The sequence below is a fragment of the Asticcacaulis sp. YBE204 genome, assembly GCF_000495855.1.
In the GTDB taxonomy this organism is placed as follows: domain Bacteria; phylum Pseudomonadota; class Alphaproteobacteria; order Caulobacterales; family Caulobacteraceae; genus Asticcacaulis.
Map to the genome: position 1 here is coordinate 100,899 of NZ_AWGF01000003.1, position 13,908 is coordinate 114,806.

A 13,908-nucleotide genomic window follows, 5' to 3' on the forward strand; every position below is an offset into this window, starting at 1 on the left:
CATTATTGATCGAATTTGAAATCGTCAAGCTACACTTCAACCAAATTCGGCAATAATATTACAGATAGTACAATTGAAATTGAAAAGTGATGAAAATAACACAGACAATACATGTAAAAAAATTGAATTAATACGTCAATATTGAAATAAAAATATATTATATATTCTATTTCAACTTAGAAATATTTTTGCCTTTCTATATTTCAAACTTGAAATAAATCAAATCAGTTTCAATAAATTCAAGTTACTGGCTTATCTTTCATTATCTTGAATTTAAATTTTTTCGCCACTTTCGTGATTGATAATGATCGATTTGACAATTCTTATCCCCGCAAAGCGATACGCCGTGCCTCGACATCGCCCCTCTGGATACAACGGAAACCATTTCCTCACCGGTCTCCGCTGCCGCATAGCCGCCCTGGGGCCACTACCTTGAGAAAATGTCGCAAAACCGGTGTAACAAGGCTGGACAAACCTCTCCGCGCGCGCAAAAGAGGGGGCACTTCCCGTTCATACTTCCAGCAGCCAAGAAGCGAAGCTCATGACCTTCCTCGAATCCGATACCCTCAAGCGCGTCAAACCGTCCCCTACCCTCGCCGTCACCGCCAAGGCGCGTGAACTGGCCCGTCAGGGCAAGAAGGTCATTTCGCTGGGCGCGGGTGAGCCGGATTTCGACACGCCGGAAAATATCTGCGACGCCGCCATCAAGGCGATCAAGCGCGGCGAAACCCGCTATACCGACGTCGACGGCATCCCCGAGCTCAAGGCCGCCATCGTCGAGAAGTTCAAGCGCGAGAACGGCCTGACCTACAAGACGACGCAGGTTTCGGTCTCGCCGGGCGGCAAGCCGGTCATCTATAACGCCATGATGGCCTCGGTGAACGTCGGCGACGAAGTGATCATCCCGGCCCCCTACTGGGTGTCCTATCCGGACATGGTCCTGCTGGCCGGCGGCACGCCCGTCTTCGCGGTCGGCGAAATGGCCGACGGTTTCAAGCTGAAGCCGGAAACGCTCGAAGCCGCCATCACGCCCAAGACCAAGTGGCTCATCCTCAACTCGCCGTCGAACCCGTCGGGCGCCGCCTATACCGAGGCCGAACTGAAGGCTTTGGGTGAAGTGCTGAAAAAGTATCCGCACGTGTGGATCCTCACCGATGACATGTACGAGCACCTGACCTTCGACAACTTCCACTACACCACCATCGCCCAGGTCGTGCCGGAGCTTTACGACCGCACCCTGACCATGAACGGCGTGTCGAAGGCCTATTCGATGACCGGCTGGCGCATCGGTTACGCCGCCGGTCCCGAGCCGCTGATCAAGGCGATGTCGAAGATCATCTCGCAATCGACCTCCAACCCCTGCTCGATCGCGCAGTGGGCCGCCGTCGAAGCCCTCAACGGGCCGCAGGACTTCATCCCGCAGCGCGCCGCCGTGTTCCAGAAGCGCCGCGACCTTGTCGTCGCCGGTCTGAACGCCGCCGAGGGTATCTATTGCCCGGTGCCGGAAGGTGCCTTCTACGTCTATCCGTCGATCGAGGGCCTGATCGGCAAGACCGCGCCGTCGGGCAAGGTCATCCAGACGGATGAGGACTTCGCCTCGGAACTGCTGCAAACCGAGACCGTCGCCGTGGTGCATGGTGCGGCCTTCGGCCTGTCGCCGTTCTTCCGCATTTCCTACGCGACGTCGGAAGCCGTGCTGACCGAAGCCTGCGAGCGCATCCAGCGCTTCTGCGCCTCGCTGAAGTAAACTTGCCCCCCCTTCCCCCTCTCCCCCACGGGGAGAGGGTTGGGGTGAGGGGGAGTCTTGGAACTCCGACCTTTTACTTCCTTACCCTTGCCCCCTCACCCGGCGCTTCGCGCCACCCCCTCCCCCCAAGAGTCAAGAATGGGGAGAGGGGTTTTGAGGTGCGCCCATGATCGAAGTGTGGATCGTACCGCCCCTGATCCTGTTCGCGGCGTTCGTCCTGTCGGCCCTGCTGGCCGCCGGGTTTACGCAACTGGCCATCCGAGGCGGGCCGGTCGACATTCCCCGCGACCGCGGCGCGCACAAGGCCCCCACCCCTACCAGCGGCGGGCTGGCCGTCATGGCCGCGGCCGGTTTAAGCCTCGGCCTGCTGATCTGGCTCTGCGTCCCCGGCAAATCCGACAGCGTCCATTCGGGTGCCCTGCTGTTCATCTTCGCCAGCCTGGCCGGTCTGTCCGGCGCGATCGACGATTTCATGGACCTGCCTGCCAAGGCACGATTGTTGTTTCAGATATTGCTGTGCCTCGGGTTCGCGTGGTTGTTTCCCGCACGCGAACTGGTCTTCGGACCCGGCCTGGCGCTCGTCCTGCCCCTGCCGGTCGGCGTGATCGGCTCAGCCCTGTGGCTGGTGGTCGGGCTGAATGCCATCAACTTCATGGACGGTGCGAACGGTCTGGCCATCGGCACGCAAATCGTCTGCCTGCTGATCTTTGCCGGGTTTATCGTCGTGCTGGGACCGCAAACCTATTCAGGTCTTTTGATGAGCGGCGTGCTGCTGGTCTGCGTCACTGCGGCGGGCGCATTTACAGGTCTGTTGCCGTTCAACCTGCCGCTGGGCCGGGTGTTTCAGGGCGACGCCGGATCGCTGTTCGGCGGGGCACTGGTTACCGGCAGCGTGCTGGTTCTCAACACGCATGAAATCGCGTCGGTGTGGCTGGGCGGTTTTTTGCTGGCACCGTTTCTGGTCGATGTCATCCTAACGCTCATATGGCGCGCGCAACGGAAAAAAGACCTGTTCACCGCGCACAAAGACCACCTCTATCAGCAGTGGCTGATCCATCGCGATCCCAGCCATTTCCGTCTGGCACTGCGCGTGTGGGCCCTCTGTGCCCTGTCGAGCGCCATCGGCGTCGGGGCTCGGATATTGGATGAAGCGCTCCATACCGATCTGCGTTTTACCGCGCTGTGTCTGGTGATCGCGCTCTATACGGCGGGCTGGTTCTGGGTGCGTAAACGCTTAAGCGCCTAGTCTTCGTCTTCACCCGTCACCCGGCCGCGATTGGATTTCACCGTCGCGCGGATCGACTTGGCGACCAGACGGCGGCGCACGGCCCCTTGGGTCGGCTTGGTCTTGATGCGCGGTGGCGGCGGCGGCGCAGCGGCCTTTTGCAGCAACTCGACGAAGCGTTCGCGGGCTTCCTTGCGGTTCATATCCTGCGTGCGGTGGGTCTGAACGAACAGAACCAGCATCCCGTCCTGCGTGACGCGGCGACCACCCAGCTTGATCAGGCGCTCTTTCACGTCGTAGGGAATGGTCTGGTTTTCCCAGATGCCGAAGCGCAGTTCGACGGCGGTCGAAACCTTGTTGACGTTCTGCCCACCCGCGCCCGATGACCGGACGAAGCTCTCGCTCAGTTCGGCCTCGTCGATCGAGATTTTGGGCGTGATGAAGATCATTCCGCCTTGTGGGGGATTTTAGCTGTGGCTTCAACCCCGCTGCGCCATTTCAGGTCGAGCATGAACAGCGGCGCCAGACCATCGATCATCGGCGTCGTGGGCAGACCCGCCGCATCAAGCTGATCCGCCGTCCAATGGTTGCACAGACGCAGGATGGAAAAATGCCCGGTACTGTCGAAGAAGGCATCGCTATTAGCGACGTTCGCCCGGATAGGCGCGCCATTGGTTTGCGCGAAGGACGCTTCCATGCGCTGCGCCAAAGCGTCGAAACCGGCTTGCGAGATCATGACCGGGACGACTTCGGCATCGAAGGCCTCATCCGGGCGGCGGCTGACGCCAAATACGCGCACTACCGATGGATTGCCCGGTTTGAACAGGGCCCGCATACCGTCGAACGCGCGTGCCACCGAAAACCCTTTGGTCGTATAAAATCCGGCATCGCCCCAGCCATAGACGACCCACGCCTTATCGCCTGCCGCCCGCCCAGCGGACGCCAGAAGCCCGCCGCGCGCCTGCACCGCTTCGGCCGGTAAGGCAATGTCCGTATGGAAACCGTTATTGATGACATAGATGGTCACGTCGCCATTCGACGGCGGATAAAGTCCCAGATCACCCGACCGCGATGTCAGGATGACCGCCGCAAAAAACAGACCGAAAACGATCACCAGCGCCTTGCCCGTGCGACGATAAAAAAGCTTCATCTTCCCCTCCCAAGGTATACCCCCTATCGATATCACGAAACCGTGATCAAAATTAAGGCAATAAAAAACCCGCCGGTTAAGGCGGGTTTTCATCTGATACAGCTTAATCTTCCAGCGTCGCCGAAATCATCCAGAGGAACTTTTCGTGCGCGGCGAGGCGCGTGGTCAGCAGATCGACCGTCGGGTCGTCACCAGCGTCATCGGCGACCTTGAGCGCGTTCTTCAGCGTGGCGATCAGGGTCTTGTGCCCTTCGGCCAATTCTTTCAGCATGGCGTTGGCCGAGTTGGTTGCGTCGCCTTCCTTGATCGAGGACAGGTTGCCAAACGCCGAGCCCGACATGGGGGCCAGTTCGCCCAGAGCGCGGATACGTTCGGCGATTTCATCGAGTGCGGTCCACATTTCGGTATATTGCGCCATGAACATGGTGTGCAGGCTGTTGAACTGCGGCCCGCGCACGTTCCAGTGATAGCCGTGCGTCTTGAGATAGAGGTTATAGCTGTCGGCCAGGACCTTCGACAGTTCGAGACAGACAGGGGTATCGGCCAAATTTTCAGACGCTTTCGCCATAATGAATCCTTTTGAAATAGAGCCCTGCTGATATGAGCAGAGGCCCATAAACTTTCAATGATAATTCCGGCTTTCACGACATTTTGTCGCGGGTAGATGGTGGCAGTATACCCTCTCGCCCCTCACCGATCCTCCGTATCCGATACAATAGGTGATCACTTTTTTATCGCCGTCCTCTTGCATTAACCGTCCAAAAGCGTATTTTAATGCCACTTATGCTGAATTTGAGCATAAGGGTCGAACGCAAAGACGAACGACCGTACAGGAGACGAAGACATGCTGCACAGCAAAAACCCGATCGTGGACGAAGCGCTTGGCGCGCTGAGCTTCACCGCCGATGTCGAGGCCGAAACCGCCGGCATCTACGCGCGGTTGAAAGGCAAGATTTCGCCGATCGAATGGCAGCTTCAGGCCCCGCTGATCGCCGCGATCAATCGCAAGAAGCGCGAGCTGAACGCGGTCGTGCTGGCGCACAACTATATGACGCCCGAGATTTTCCACGGGGTCGGCGACTATGTCGGCGACAGTCTGGGCCTCGCCCGCGAAGCCGCCAAATCCGACGCGAAAATCATCGTGCAGGGCGGCGTGCACTTCATGGCCGAAACCTCGAAGATTCTGGCACCGGAAAAGACCGTCCTGATCCCCGACTTGCGCGCCGGCTGTTCGCTGGCCTCAAGCCTGACGGGCGAGCAACTGCGCCTGATCAAGCAGCGCTATCCGGGCTTGCCGGTCGTCACCTATGTCAATACCACCGCCGACGTGAAGGCCGAAACCGACATCTGCTGTACGTCGGCCAATGCCGTGCAGGTAGTCGAATGGGCTGCGAAAGAATGGGGCGTCGACCGCGTCATTCTGGTGCCGGACGAGTTCCTCGCCCGCAATGTGGCGCGGCAAACGAACATCGGCATCATCGCCTATAAGGGCTCGTGCGAAGTCCACGAACGCTTCAACGCGCAGGATATTCTGGACGTCAAGGCGGCAAACCCCGGCGCGGTGGTGCTGGGCCACCCCGAATGCCCGCCGGACGTCATCGCGGCCTGCGATTTCACTGGATCGACGACGGCCATGGCCGACTATGTGACGCAGCATAAGCCGAAGCAGGTGGTTCTGATCACCGAATGTTCGATGGCCGACAACGTCACCGCCGATGCCGGTCCGGACGTCGAGTTCCTGCGCCCGTGCAATCTGTGTCCGCACATGAAGCGAATCACGCTGGAAGGCATCTATGCGTCGCTTCTGACCCTGACGCATGAGGTGACGGTGGACGCGGCGATCATCGACAAGGCGCGCCTGTCGGTGCAGCGGATGATCGACATGCCGCCACCGGCCAAGCCCGCGCGCTACGACATGATCAAGGCACGGCACCATGTCGATGTCGAGTTGATCTCATGAGCGGGGACGCACTTACCGTGACCATTTCCTCAAAAATGATCCGGATAAAGGCCACCGATCCCAAAACTCTGGAACGCGCCTACGAGGAAATTAGAGGCATCAACATCTTGAAAAATTACTCTCCAATCTTTTCGGAGGTGGTGTTTTTCAAACGAACCCGCACTGACATAAGCATCGAAGCGCTTCCTCATGGAAACAATACACTTTGGCACGCATGTTATTTTTCGTTCCTAAGTTATGCTGAACACCTTAGGCAGAAAGATAAACCATTCACACCGTCTGACTTACGCATGTGTGTATGGAGTATTGCCGACAGAGTGCTTAAAACAAACGAAGCACATAAATATTACTACGATGTCACTCACTAACCCTCTCCCTTCGCCCCTCAATTCTTAACTTCCGGGGGGGAGAAGGTGGCTGACGCGCAGCGGAAGCCGGATGAGTGGGAGTCCGGGGCACAAGTGTTGCCCCCTCACCCTAACCCTCTCCCCACAGGGAGAGGGGATTTAAGAAAGGCGCTAAAATGCCTGAAGTCTATATCCATAACGGTCCCCTCGTCATCGGGGCGGGTCTTGCCGGGCTCTCGGTCGCGCTCAATACCGCGCCGCAGCCGACGCTGGTGCTGGCCCCCGTCGCTTTGGGCGTGGCCTGTTCGTCAGCCTGGGCGCAGGGCGGGATCGCCGCCGCGCTCTCCGATCAGGACTCCCCCGCCGCGCATGCCGAAGACACCATGGTCGCCGGCGCAGGCATCAACGACGCCAATGCGACGCGCCTTTTGACCGAGATGGGGCCGGGCGTCGTCCACCGCCTCAACGACCTCGGCGCGCCGTTCGACCATAATGCCGACGGGACTTTCGTCCTCAATCGCGAAGCCGCGCACGGGCTGGCGCGCGTCGCTCGCGTCGGCGGCGATCTGGCGGGCAAGAAGATCCTCGAAGCCGTGGTCGCCAAGGCCAAGGCCGCACCGCATATCGACATCTGGGAAGGCGCGATCGCTTCGGGCCTGATCAGGTCCGACGCCGACACGGTGATTGGCGCGGTCGTCGAGCTGGGCGGCAAAGTTATCGAGGTCTTTGCGCCGGTCGTGGTGCTGGCGTCCGGCGGGTCCGGCGGGCTCTATGCCGTCACCACCAACCCGGCCAATCTGCGCGGCGAAGGCATGGCCATGGCCGCTCTGGCCGGGGCCGAGATCGCCGATCCGGAGTTCGTGCAGTTCCACCCCACCGCGCTCAAGGCCGGGATCGACCCCGCGCCTCTGGCCACCGAAGCCCTGCGCGGCGAAGGCGCGACCCTGATCACCAAGGACGGTTACCGCTTCGCCTTCGACGATCACCCCGACGGTGAGCTGGCCCCGCGCGATATCGTGGCGCGCGCCGTGCATCGCGCCAATCTGACGCTCGGCGGCGCGTATCTCGATTGCCGCGAGGCCATCGGCGCGCACTTTCCGCACGAGTTCCCGACCGTCTTCGCGTCGTGCATGGCGGCGGGCATCGACCCGCGCGTCGAGCCGATTCCGGTGGCACCCGCCGCGCACTACCACATGGGCGGCATCCGCACCGACATCGACGGCCACACCAGCTTGCGCAACCTGTTCGCCGTCGGCGAATGCGCCTCGACCGGCGTACACGGGGCCAATCGCCTGGCGTCGAACAGCCTGCTCGAAGCCGCCGCCTTTGGCGAACGCGTCGGTCACGCCGCCGCGCGTGAGCTTGTAACCTTCACGCCCGACACAGTAAACGCCCTGCGTCCGGTCACGCCGCCGCGCCTGACACCTGAGGCCGTGCAAACCCTGCGCGACGGTATGGCGCAGCACGCGGGCGTCATCCGCGACGCCGAGGGCCTCGAACACCTGATCGAGCTTATCGGAAACCTCGAACTTTCGTTCAAAGGTGCGTTACCTTTGGTCGCGGCGCGCCTGATCGCCGAATGCGCCTTGCAAAGGCGCGAGAGTCGCGGTTCTCATTACCGTCAGGACTTCCCCGCCACCGCGCCCGAGGGTCACCGCACCTTCGTCCGCCTGAAAGAGGGTCGCCTTATACAGACGGAAATGAACAGAGAGATTGCCTGATGTACATCACCGGACTGCCCGACATCCTTGTCGAACCTGTCGTGCGCGACGCCCTGCGTGAAGACCTCGGCCTCGCCGGCGACGTCACCGCCGACGCCGTCATCCTGCCCAAGGCGCGTTTTCGGGCCGAGTTCAATGCCCGCGAAGCCGGGATCGTGGCGGGGCTCGATTGCGCCCGCATCGCGATGAACCTGATGGACCCGCACGTGCGTTTCGAGATCGTCAAACCCGACGCCTCAGAGGTCGTGGCCGGTGACGTCATCGCCCGCGTCGAAGGCAATGCCCGCGCCATTCTGGCGGCCGAGCGCGTGGCGCTGAACCTGCTGTCGCACCTGTCGGGCGTCGCGACCCTGACCCAGACCTACGTTAAGGCGCTCGACGGCCTGCCCGCGCGCATCGCCTGTACGCGAAAGACCCTGCCCGGCCTGCGCGGCCTGCAAAAGCACGCGGTCAAATGCGGCGGCGGGCACAATCACCGCTACGGCCTCGACGACGCCATCCTGATCAAGGACAACCACATCGCCATCTGCGGCGGGGTTGAAAAGGCGCTGGAACTGGCCAAGGCCGCCGCCGGTCACACCATGAAGATCGAGATCGAGGTCGACTCGATCTATCAGCTCAAACAGGCCCTGCCGTTCAAGCCTGATGTCATCATGGTCGATAATTTCGATCTGGAGACCCTGCGCGAAGCCGTCAGCATCGCCAAGGGCAAGACGATCCTCGAAGCCTCGGGCGGCGTCAATCTGAGCACCGTGCGCGCCATCGCCGAAACCGGCATCGACGTGATTTCGGTGGGCGCTTTGACACATTCGGCACCAGTGTTCGATATCGGGCTGGACGCGGTGTAAGCAAGCATATCCCAAAAAGTGTGCAGCGGTTTTTGGATCAGATGCGCGCCAGACCAAAATATGGACATTTGAGAGATTTATTGTACAAGTATGCGTACAAGGAATTGCCTCATGAGACACGTTACCTATTCCGCGTTCCGCGCCGACCTCGCCAGCCATATGGACAAGGTCAATGAAGACCATGCACCGCTGCTGATCACGCGTCAGAATGGCAGCCCCGCCGTGCTTATTTCGCTTGAAGACTTCAGCGCCTGGCAGGAAACGGCCTATCTCAAGGCCAGTCCGAAGAACGCTGCGCGGCTTGACGCGGCGATCAAGGAACTGCGTGAAGGCCGTGGCATCGTGCGCGACCTGATCGAAGACGAATGAAAATCGTCTTTTCAAGTCAGGCGTGGGACGATTACCTTCACTGGCAATCGACCGACAAGGCTATGCTCAAACGGCTGAACGCGCTGATAAAGGACATCACGCGGCATCCCTTCGAGGGCATCGGACAGCCGGAACCATTAAAGCACGAGTGGTCGGGCTACTGGTCGCGACGGATCGATCAGGAACACCGCATCATCTATCGGGTAACGGACGACGCCTTGCTGATCGCGCAGTGCCGCTACCACTACTGAGCCGTTGCGATACCCACTGACTTAAAGGCGTATCGATCAGGGCATCGAAAAGAAACGCCACGACGATCGCCGCAACGATCGACGTACCCCATAGGCCCCAGTGTACGACCGGGTCGATGCCGATCCGCGCCATCAGCATGCCGTCGAGGCCCAGCGCGATCGCGCCTACCAGAGAATGTGTCAGGAACAGCGAAAACGAGGCGCGGCCCATGCGCTTCGTCAGGTGATTTTCGTGCAGAGTGACGCTGGCCGACACCGCCAGCACGACGGCCAGCAGGCTCAGGATCAAAATGTCGCTGACAGCGTGACGCGGCAGGCTGGCCAATCCCGCAATGGCCGTCAGGCAAGCCAGCATACCCGCGGCATAGACACCTTTTGACACGCGGATATTCGCTACCAGTCGTTCCAGCAGACTACCGACGATGAACAGGGGGATGGCGCGCACCAGCCCCCAGCGGAACGGCAGATCGACAAAGGCGTGGCCAGCAAAGGTGGCGATGGCGTATCCGGCTCCCAGCACGGCCACTATCCCACCGGCCAGCGCCCATGGTCTCCAGCGACGCACCCACGGCACATAGAGCGTGAACAGCGCATAGCACAGGATCAGGGCCGACAGGGTCCAGGTCGGAACGTTCCAGCCGGGTTCTTCGCTCAGGCCCCAGCCGTGGATCAGAAAAAATTGCTCCCAGAACGACCACACGCCGTATTTTTCCATATGCCCCGGCGGGTGCCCTTTCAACGTCGCCAGAGTCACCACGACGAACATCAATAACAGGACGGCGACGTGCGACGGCCACAGACGGAAAAAGCGTTTCTTGACGAAATCGAATGGCGACACGCGCCCTTCCTGCAATCTCGGCCCATAGGCGCGCATCAGGATAAAGCCCGACAGCATCAGGAAAAAATCGGTCGCCAGCCAGCCTTGCGCCAGTACCGGCGACATCTGATGCAGGTCGCGCGGGGCGGATTCACCGAAATGAAACAGCAGGATAAACCCGGCCGCCATAAACCGCAGCACGTCGAGGCTGGCCCCGCCCGCGCGCGGCGTCACAGTCTGAAGAGGGTGTTGCGGGGCAGGCACGCGGGCGAAATCCTTGGTCTTGGACGATGATACTTACCGCCTGCGGGTTAAGATTTCCCTTGTGGCGCAAGGCTTTCATAGAGAGGTGAAGCGACCACCCGATGTCCGCCCTGACACAAAACGCAAAAAACCCCGGATCATCTGCACGATCCGGGGCTTTGACAGGCAGTACAGGCTACCTATTTCTTGGCGGGTGCGACAGGCTTGGGCGCCTCGCGCTTGATGCCGGCCTTTTCGCCCGGCTTCATGAACTTGACCAGCACGCGCTGCCCGATCAGCAGCGGGGCGTCGCCGGCGGTCACCACGACCTCGACCACGCGTTCGTCAGAAGCCTCGTTGCCGGAGTCCGAGATCAGCTTGCGGGCGCCGAAGGTGGCGGCCACGCGCTTGACCGTGCCGACAAAGACCTTGGTCTGGTCGGTTTCGGGGATGATTTCGACCTCCTGACCGGGGGTCACGTCAGGGATCGAGCTCTCGACGATTTCGGCGCGGATGATGCGCTCGGTCTGCGGCTCCAGATCGAACATGGTCGAGACGTTGAGCGTCGAGGCCCCCGATCCCGGATTGGCGTAGCGGCGGACGATGCGGCCGTCGAGCGGCGCACGAACCAGGGTCTGTTCCAGATCGAAATTGGCCTGAGCCAGCGAGGCCTGCGCTGTCTGCACCGAAGCCGCCTGAGCCGCCAGACGGGCCTCGGCTTCGCGGATGGCGTCGCGCTGCTGATCGAGCTTCTGACCGGCGACGAAATTGGTCGCCGCCAGCTTCTCATAGCGTTCGTATTCGCGGCGCGCGGTGTCGAGATTGACCTGGGTCAGGCGCATCGAGGCTTGCGCCTCGTTGACATTGGCGCGGGCGCGTTGGACCGACAACTGCGCGGAATCGGCTTCCTGTCGGGCGAGGATCTGGCCCTTTTTGACGACATCACCTTCCTGAACCAGCACTTCCTGCACCACACCGGCGCGGCGGGCGGCGACCTGAATGACGCCGCCTTCGACGTCGGCCTTGCCGTTGGCGATGGCCGCGTAGGGCGACGGCGGGGCCTTGACCTCGGCGACGGCGTCTTTCTTGGCACCGGGCTTACCGGGTTCGCCCGGCTTGCCGCCGCAGGCCGCGAGCGACAGAACCGCCGGAAGCAGGACCAGAGCGAGAAGCGATTTTTTGTATGACATGGGTATTTCTCTGATCACGAAACAGGCGTCTCAACGACGTCTTGAGGTTGATTGACGAAATGATCGCTGAGGATCTTGCCGTCTTCCATATGGATGACGCGGTCGGCATAGGCTTCGAGGCGCGGGTCGTGGGTCACAACGATCACCGCCGCCCCGTGTTCCTTGGCGGCGCGGTGCAGGAGCTTGATGACCACCTGACCCGACACCGAGTCGAGCGCCGAGGTCGGCTCGTCCGCGAACAGCAGTTGCGGGTTTTTCGACAAGGCGCGCGCGATGGCGACACGCTGCTTTTCCCCGCCGGACAAGGCCGATGGCGTCTGCTTGAGGCGCTTTTCCAGCCCGACCTCGGTCAGGGCGGCAACCGCGCGTTTCTTGGCTTCCGACTTCTTGACCTTGCAGTACTTCAGCACCTGCTCGACCTGTTGGGTGGCGTTGAGCGCCGGGAACAGGTTGAAGCCCTGAAAGATGAAGCCGCAGTGATCGAGGCGGAACTTGTCGATCTTGCCTTTTTTCTTCTTCCACAGGCTTTCGCCCAAGGCGATGACCTCGCCCTCGTCGGGCTTCATCAGGCCGGACAGGGCGGCGATCAGGGTCGATTTACCCGATCCTGACGGCCCCATGACCATGGTGACCTGCCCGTGATAGGCATTGAAATCGACGTCTTTCAGCACCGCCTGCTTCTGCTTGCCGATCTTGTAGGCCTTCGACAGGCCCTTGGCGTCTATGGCTAGTTTTCCACTCATCGCAACAGATCCGCAGGTTGGCTCTTTTTCAGGACACCGAGCGACAACAGGCCCGACAGGACGGAAATAATCAGGAGCATGATGGCGATGGTGATCACCGACCACAGGGGATAGAACATGGTCAGGCCCATCGCCCCGGCCAGCGCCGTAACGCCGACCAGCAGGATCGCCGTCATGCCGAGGCCCGCGACGCCGACCCAGAAACTCAGCTCCATGATAATCAGGTTGAGGCTGCCGATCGATACCCCCAGCGCCCTCAGCGAGGCGAACTCCTTGATATTGGCCAGGATCGCCCCTTGCAGGGTCTGCCACGTAATCACCACGCCGATGAAGACGCCGACGACCAGCATGAAGCCGAGCAGGATCGAGATGAACGAGTTCTTGAACATCGATTCCTGATTGCGCTTGGACAGTTCCGGCTTGGTCCACGCCTTGAACTGACCCTTGCCGATGACGTTCAGTTCGGCGGCCACGGTATCGGTGCGCGCCGGGTCGCTGACCTTGACGAGGATAGCGCCGACGCGCGGCCCTTCGCGGACGAGGCCCAGAAGCTTGGCCGACTGACGCGAGGTGAAGATCATCGAGTTGAACAGGCTGGGGTAGCCGCTGATGGTGGCGCGCACGGTGACGGTACGGCCGTTGATCTTGGCCTTGTCGCCGACCTTGACGCCCAGCTTGTTGAGCGAGGTCACGTCGAGGATGACCGAATAGGGCTCCTGCAAGGCCAGAATCACGTCTTCGGGGAAGTCGGTCGGCAGGGTCACCGCGCCGGGGATCGGGTCGACGACGTAGATCTGTACGCCTTCACGAACGGCCTTTTGCTCGCCTTCGGGGAAGTTGGTGAACTGCCCCCAGGTGACGTTGAACGGCGTCGCCTCGACGACTTCGCTATGCTGGAACAGCAGCGGGATATTACGGCGCGGCTGGCTGGTGCCGAGGCCTTCGGAATCCGGCGGCAGGATCATGATATGCGCCGGCGAGCGGTCGATCGTGGCGCTGAAGTTCTTGCCGATCCCCATGAACATGCCGACCAGCGCCAGCACCAGCAGACCGGCGACCGCCAGCGCGATGACAGCAGCCATGTAGCGGCGCCATTCGTAGATCAGCGTTGATAACGCGAGTGACATAAAACAGGCTTCCCCAGATAGCTTCGCCGGACAGGCTTTGCGGGGAGGCGGTGATCCGCGGTCAAAGATACAGATGGCACCCCGCCCCTCTTCTGGCCTACCTTGGATAGTTTCAATCCTTACGTCCAATTAAATCGCTGTAACGAATGCGATCAGGTCTCTTGAAAATA

Annotated in this window: 14 protein-coding genes; 7 read left to right on the forward strand and 7 right to left on the reverse strand. The window is 60.7% G+C overall.

Annotated features, from left to right (window positions below):
- Positions 1-541: 541 nt before the first annotated feature.
- Positions 542-1,747 carry a pyridoxal phosphate-dependent aminotransferase gene (locus AEYBE204_RS26450; RefSeq protein WP_023461452.1) on the forward strand — a complete coding sequence of 402 codons (1,206 nt, stop codon included), beginning with the start codon at positions 542-544 and terminating at the stop codon, positions 1,745-1,747.
- A gap of 166 nt (positions 1,748-1,913) precedes the next feature.
- Positions 1,914-2,993: a glycosyltransferase family 4 protein gene (locus AEYBE204_RS26455; RefSeq protein WP_023461453.1), complete on the forward strand. Its 1,080-nt coding sequence runs from the start codon at positions 1,914-1,916 to the stop codon at positions 2,991-2,993.
- Here AEYBE204_RS26455 and arfB read toward each other — a convergent pair.
- The 3 genes from arfB to AEYBE204_RS26470 form a co-directional block, all read right to left on the reverse strand.
- The gene (gene arfB / locus AEYBE204_RS26460) at positions 2,990-3,421 is read right to left on the reverse strand and encodes an alternative ribosome rescue aminoacyl-tRNA hydrolase ArfB (RefSeq protein WP_023461454.1); all 432 of its coding nucleotides are present in this window, start codon (positions 3,419-3,421) and stop codon (positions 2,990-2,992) included. The two genes, AEYBE204_RS26455 and arfB, sit on opposite strands and share 4 nt — an antisense overlap.
- Entirely contained in the window at positions 3,418-4,122 is a 705-nt protein-coding gene (locus AEYBE204_RS26465) for a DUF2459 domain-containing protein (RefSeq protein ID WP_023461455.1), read from the reverse strand. The genes arfB and AEYBE204_RS26465 overlap by 4 nt, the downstream gene beginning before the upstream one ends.
- A 103-nt stretch (positions 4,123-4,225) precedes the next feature.
- Entirely contained in the window at positions 4,226-4,690 is a 465-nt protein-coding gene (locus tag AEYBE204_RS26470) for a Dps family protein (protein ID WP_023461456.1), read from the reverse strand.
- Positions 4,691-4,966: 276 nt separating this feature from the next.
- Between AEYBE204_RS26470 and nadA the strand changes: the two genes are divergently transcribed.
- The 5 genes from nadA to AEYBE204_RS0120020 all read left to right on the forward strand — a co-directional run bounded on the left by nadA (position 4,967) and on the right by AEYBE204_RS0120020 (position 9,618).
- Positions 4,967-6,082 carry a quinolinate synthase NadA gene (gene nadA, locus AEYBE204_RS26475; RefSeq protein WP_023461457.1) on the forward strand — a complete coding sequence of 372 codons (1,116 nt, stop codon included), beginning with the start codon at positions 4,967-4,969 and terminating at the stop codon, positions 6,080-6,082.
- Between the two features lie 523 nt (positions 6,083-6,605).
- Positions 6,606-8,150, forward strand: coding sequence for an L-aspartate oxidase (locus AEYBE204_RS26485; protein WP_023461459.1), 1,545 nt, complete (start codon positions 6,606-6,608; stop codon positions 8,148-8,150).
- Complete coding sequence (gene nadC / locus AEYBE204_RS26490) at positions 8,150-8,998, forward strand: carboxylating nicotinate-nucleotide diphosphorylase (protein ID WP_023461460.1); 849 nt, start codon at positions 8,150-8,152, stop codon at positions 8,996-8,998. The genes AEYBE204_RS26485 and nadC overlap by 1 nt, the downstream gene beginning before the upstream one ends.
- 111 nt (positions 8,999-9,109) lie before the next feature.
- On the forward strand, positions 9,110-9,367 hold the full coding sequence (locus tag AEYBE204_RS26495) for a type II toxin-antitoxin system Phd/YefM family antitoxin (protein ID WP_023461461.1): 258 nt from the start codon (positions 9,110-9,112) through the stop codon (positions 9,365-9,367).
- On the forward strand, positions 9,364-9,618 hold the full coding sequence (locus AEYBE204_RS0120020; protein WP_031230067.1) for a Txe/YoeB family addiction module toxin: 255 nt from the start codon (positions 9,364-9,366) through the stop codon (positions 9,616-9,618). Before AEYBE204_RS26495 ends, AEYBE204_RS0120020 begins: the two co-directional genes overlap by 4 nt.
- On the opposite strand, the gene AEYBE204_RS26500 is transcribed toward AEYBE204_RS0120020, so the two are convergent.
- From AEYBE204_RS26500 to AEYBE204_RS26515, 4 genes are all read right to left on the reverse strand, one after another.
- A complete protein-coding gene (locus tag AEYBE204_RS26500; RefSeq protein ID WP_023461462.1) occupies positions 9,560-10,699 on the reverse strand; it encodes an acyltransferase in 1,140 nt (379 codons plus the stop codon). The genes AEYBE204_RS0120020 and AEYBE204_RS26500 overlap by 59 nt on opposite strands.
- A 179-nt stretch (positions 10,700-10,878) precedes the next feature.
- The gene (locus AEYBE204_RS26505; protein WP_023461463.1) at positions 10,879-11,868 is read right to left on the reverse strand and encodes an efflux RND transporter periplasmic adaptor subunit; all 990 of its coding nucleotides are present in this window, start codon (positions 11,866-11,868) and stop codon (positions 10,879-10,881) included.
- A gap of 14 nt (positions 11,869-11,882) precedes the next feature.
- Positions 11,883-12,611, reverse strand: a complete 729-nt coding sequence (locus tag AEYBE204_RS26510) for an ABC transporter ATP-binding protein (RefSeq protein ID WP_023461464.1) — start codon at positions 12,609-12,611, stop codon at positions 11,883-11,885.
- Positions 12,608-13,738 carry an ABC transporter permease gene (locus AEYBE204_RS26515; RefSeq protein ID WP_023461465.1) on the reverse strand — a complete coding sequence of 377 codons (1,131 nt, stop codon included), beginning with the start codon at positions 13,736-13,738 and terminating at the stop codon, positions 12,608-12,610. The genes AEYBE204_RS26510 and AEYBE204_RS26515 overlap by 4 nt, the downstream gene beginning before the upstream one ends.
- Between the last annotated feature and the right edge of the window lie 170 nt (positions 13,739-13,908).

Excerpts from the sequence above, each read along its gene's own strand:
- AEYBE204_RS26450 (WP_023461452.1), top strand. The coding sequence starts at position 542 with ATGACCTTCCTCGAATCCGATACCCTCAAGCGCGTCAAACCGTCCCCT.
- AEYBE204_RS26485 (WP_023461459.1), top strand. The coding sequence starts at position 6,606 with ATGCCTGAAGTCTATATCCATAACGGTCCCCTCGTCATCGGGGCGGGT.
- arfB (WP_023461454.1), bottom strand. The coding sequence starts at position 3,421 with ATGATCTTCATCACGCCCAAAATCTCGATCGACGAGGCCGAACTGAGC.
- AEYBE204_RS26465 (WP_023461455.1), bottom strand. The coding sequence starts at position 4,122 with ATGAAGCTTTTTTATCGTCGCACGGGCAAGGCGCTGGTGATCGTTTTC.
- AEYBE204_RS26515 (WP_023461465.1), bottom strand. The coding sequence starts at position 13,738 with ATGTCACTCGCGTTATCAACGCTGATCTACGAATGGCGCCGCTACATG.
- nadA (WP_023461457.1), top strand. The coding sequence starts at position 4,967 with ATGCTGCACAGCAAAAACCCGATCGTGGACGAAGCGCTTGGCGCGCTG.
- AEYBE204_RS0120020 (WP_031230067.1), top strand. The coding sequence starts at position 9,364 with ATGAAAATCGTCTTTTCAAGTCAGGCGTGGGACGATTACCTTCACTGG.
- AEYBE204_RS26455 (WP_023461453.1), top strand. The coding sequence starts at position 1,914 with ATGATCGAAGTGTGGATCGTACCGCCCCTGATCCTGTTCGCGGCGTTC.
- AEYBE204_RS26505 (WP_023461463.1), bottom strand. The coding sequence starts at position 11,868 with ATGTCATACAAAAAATCGCTTCTCGCTCTGGTCCTGCTTCCGGCGGTT.
- AEYBE204_RS26510 (WP_023461464.1), bottom strand. The coding sequence starts at position 12,611 with ATGAGTGGAAAACTAGCCATAGACGCCAAGGGCCTGTCGAAGGCCTAC.
- AEYBE204_RS26495 (WP_023461461.1), top strand. The coding sequence starts at position 9,110 with ATGAGACACGTTACCTATTCCGCGTTCCGCGCCGACCTCGCCAGCCAT.
- AEYBE204_RS26470 (WP_023461456.1), bottom strand. The coding sequence starts at position 4,690 with ATGGCGAAAGCGTCTGAAAATTTGGCCGATACCCCTGTCTGTCTCGAA.
- nadC (WP_023461460.1), top strand. The coding sequence starts at position 8,150 with ATGTACATCACCGGACTGCCCGACATCCTTGTCGAACCTGTCGTGCGC.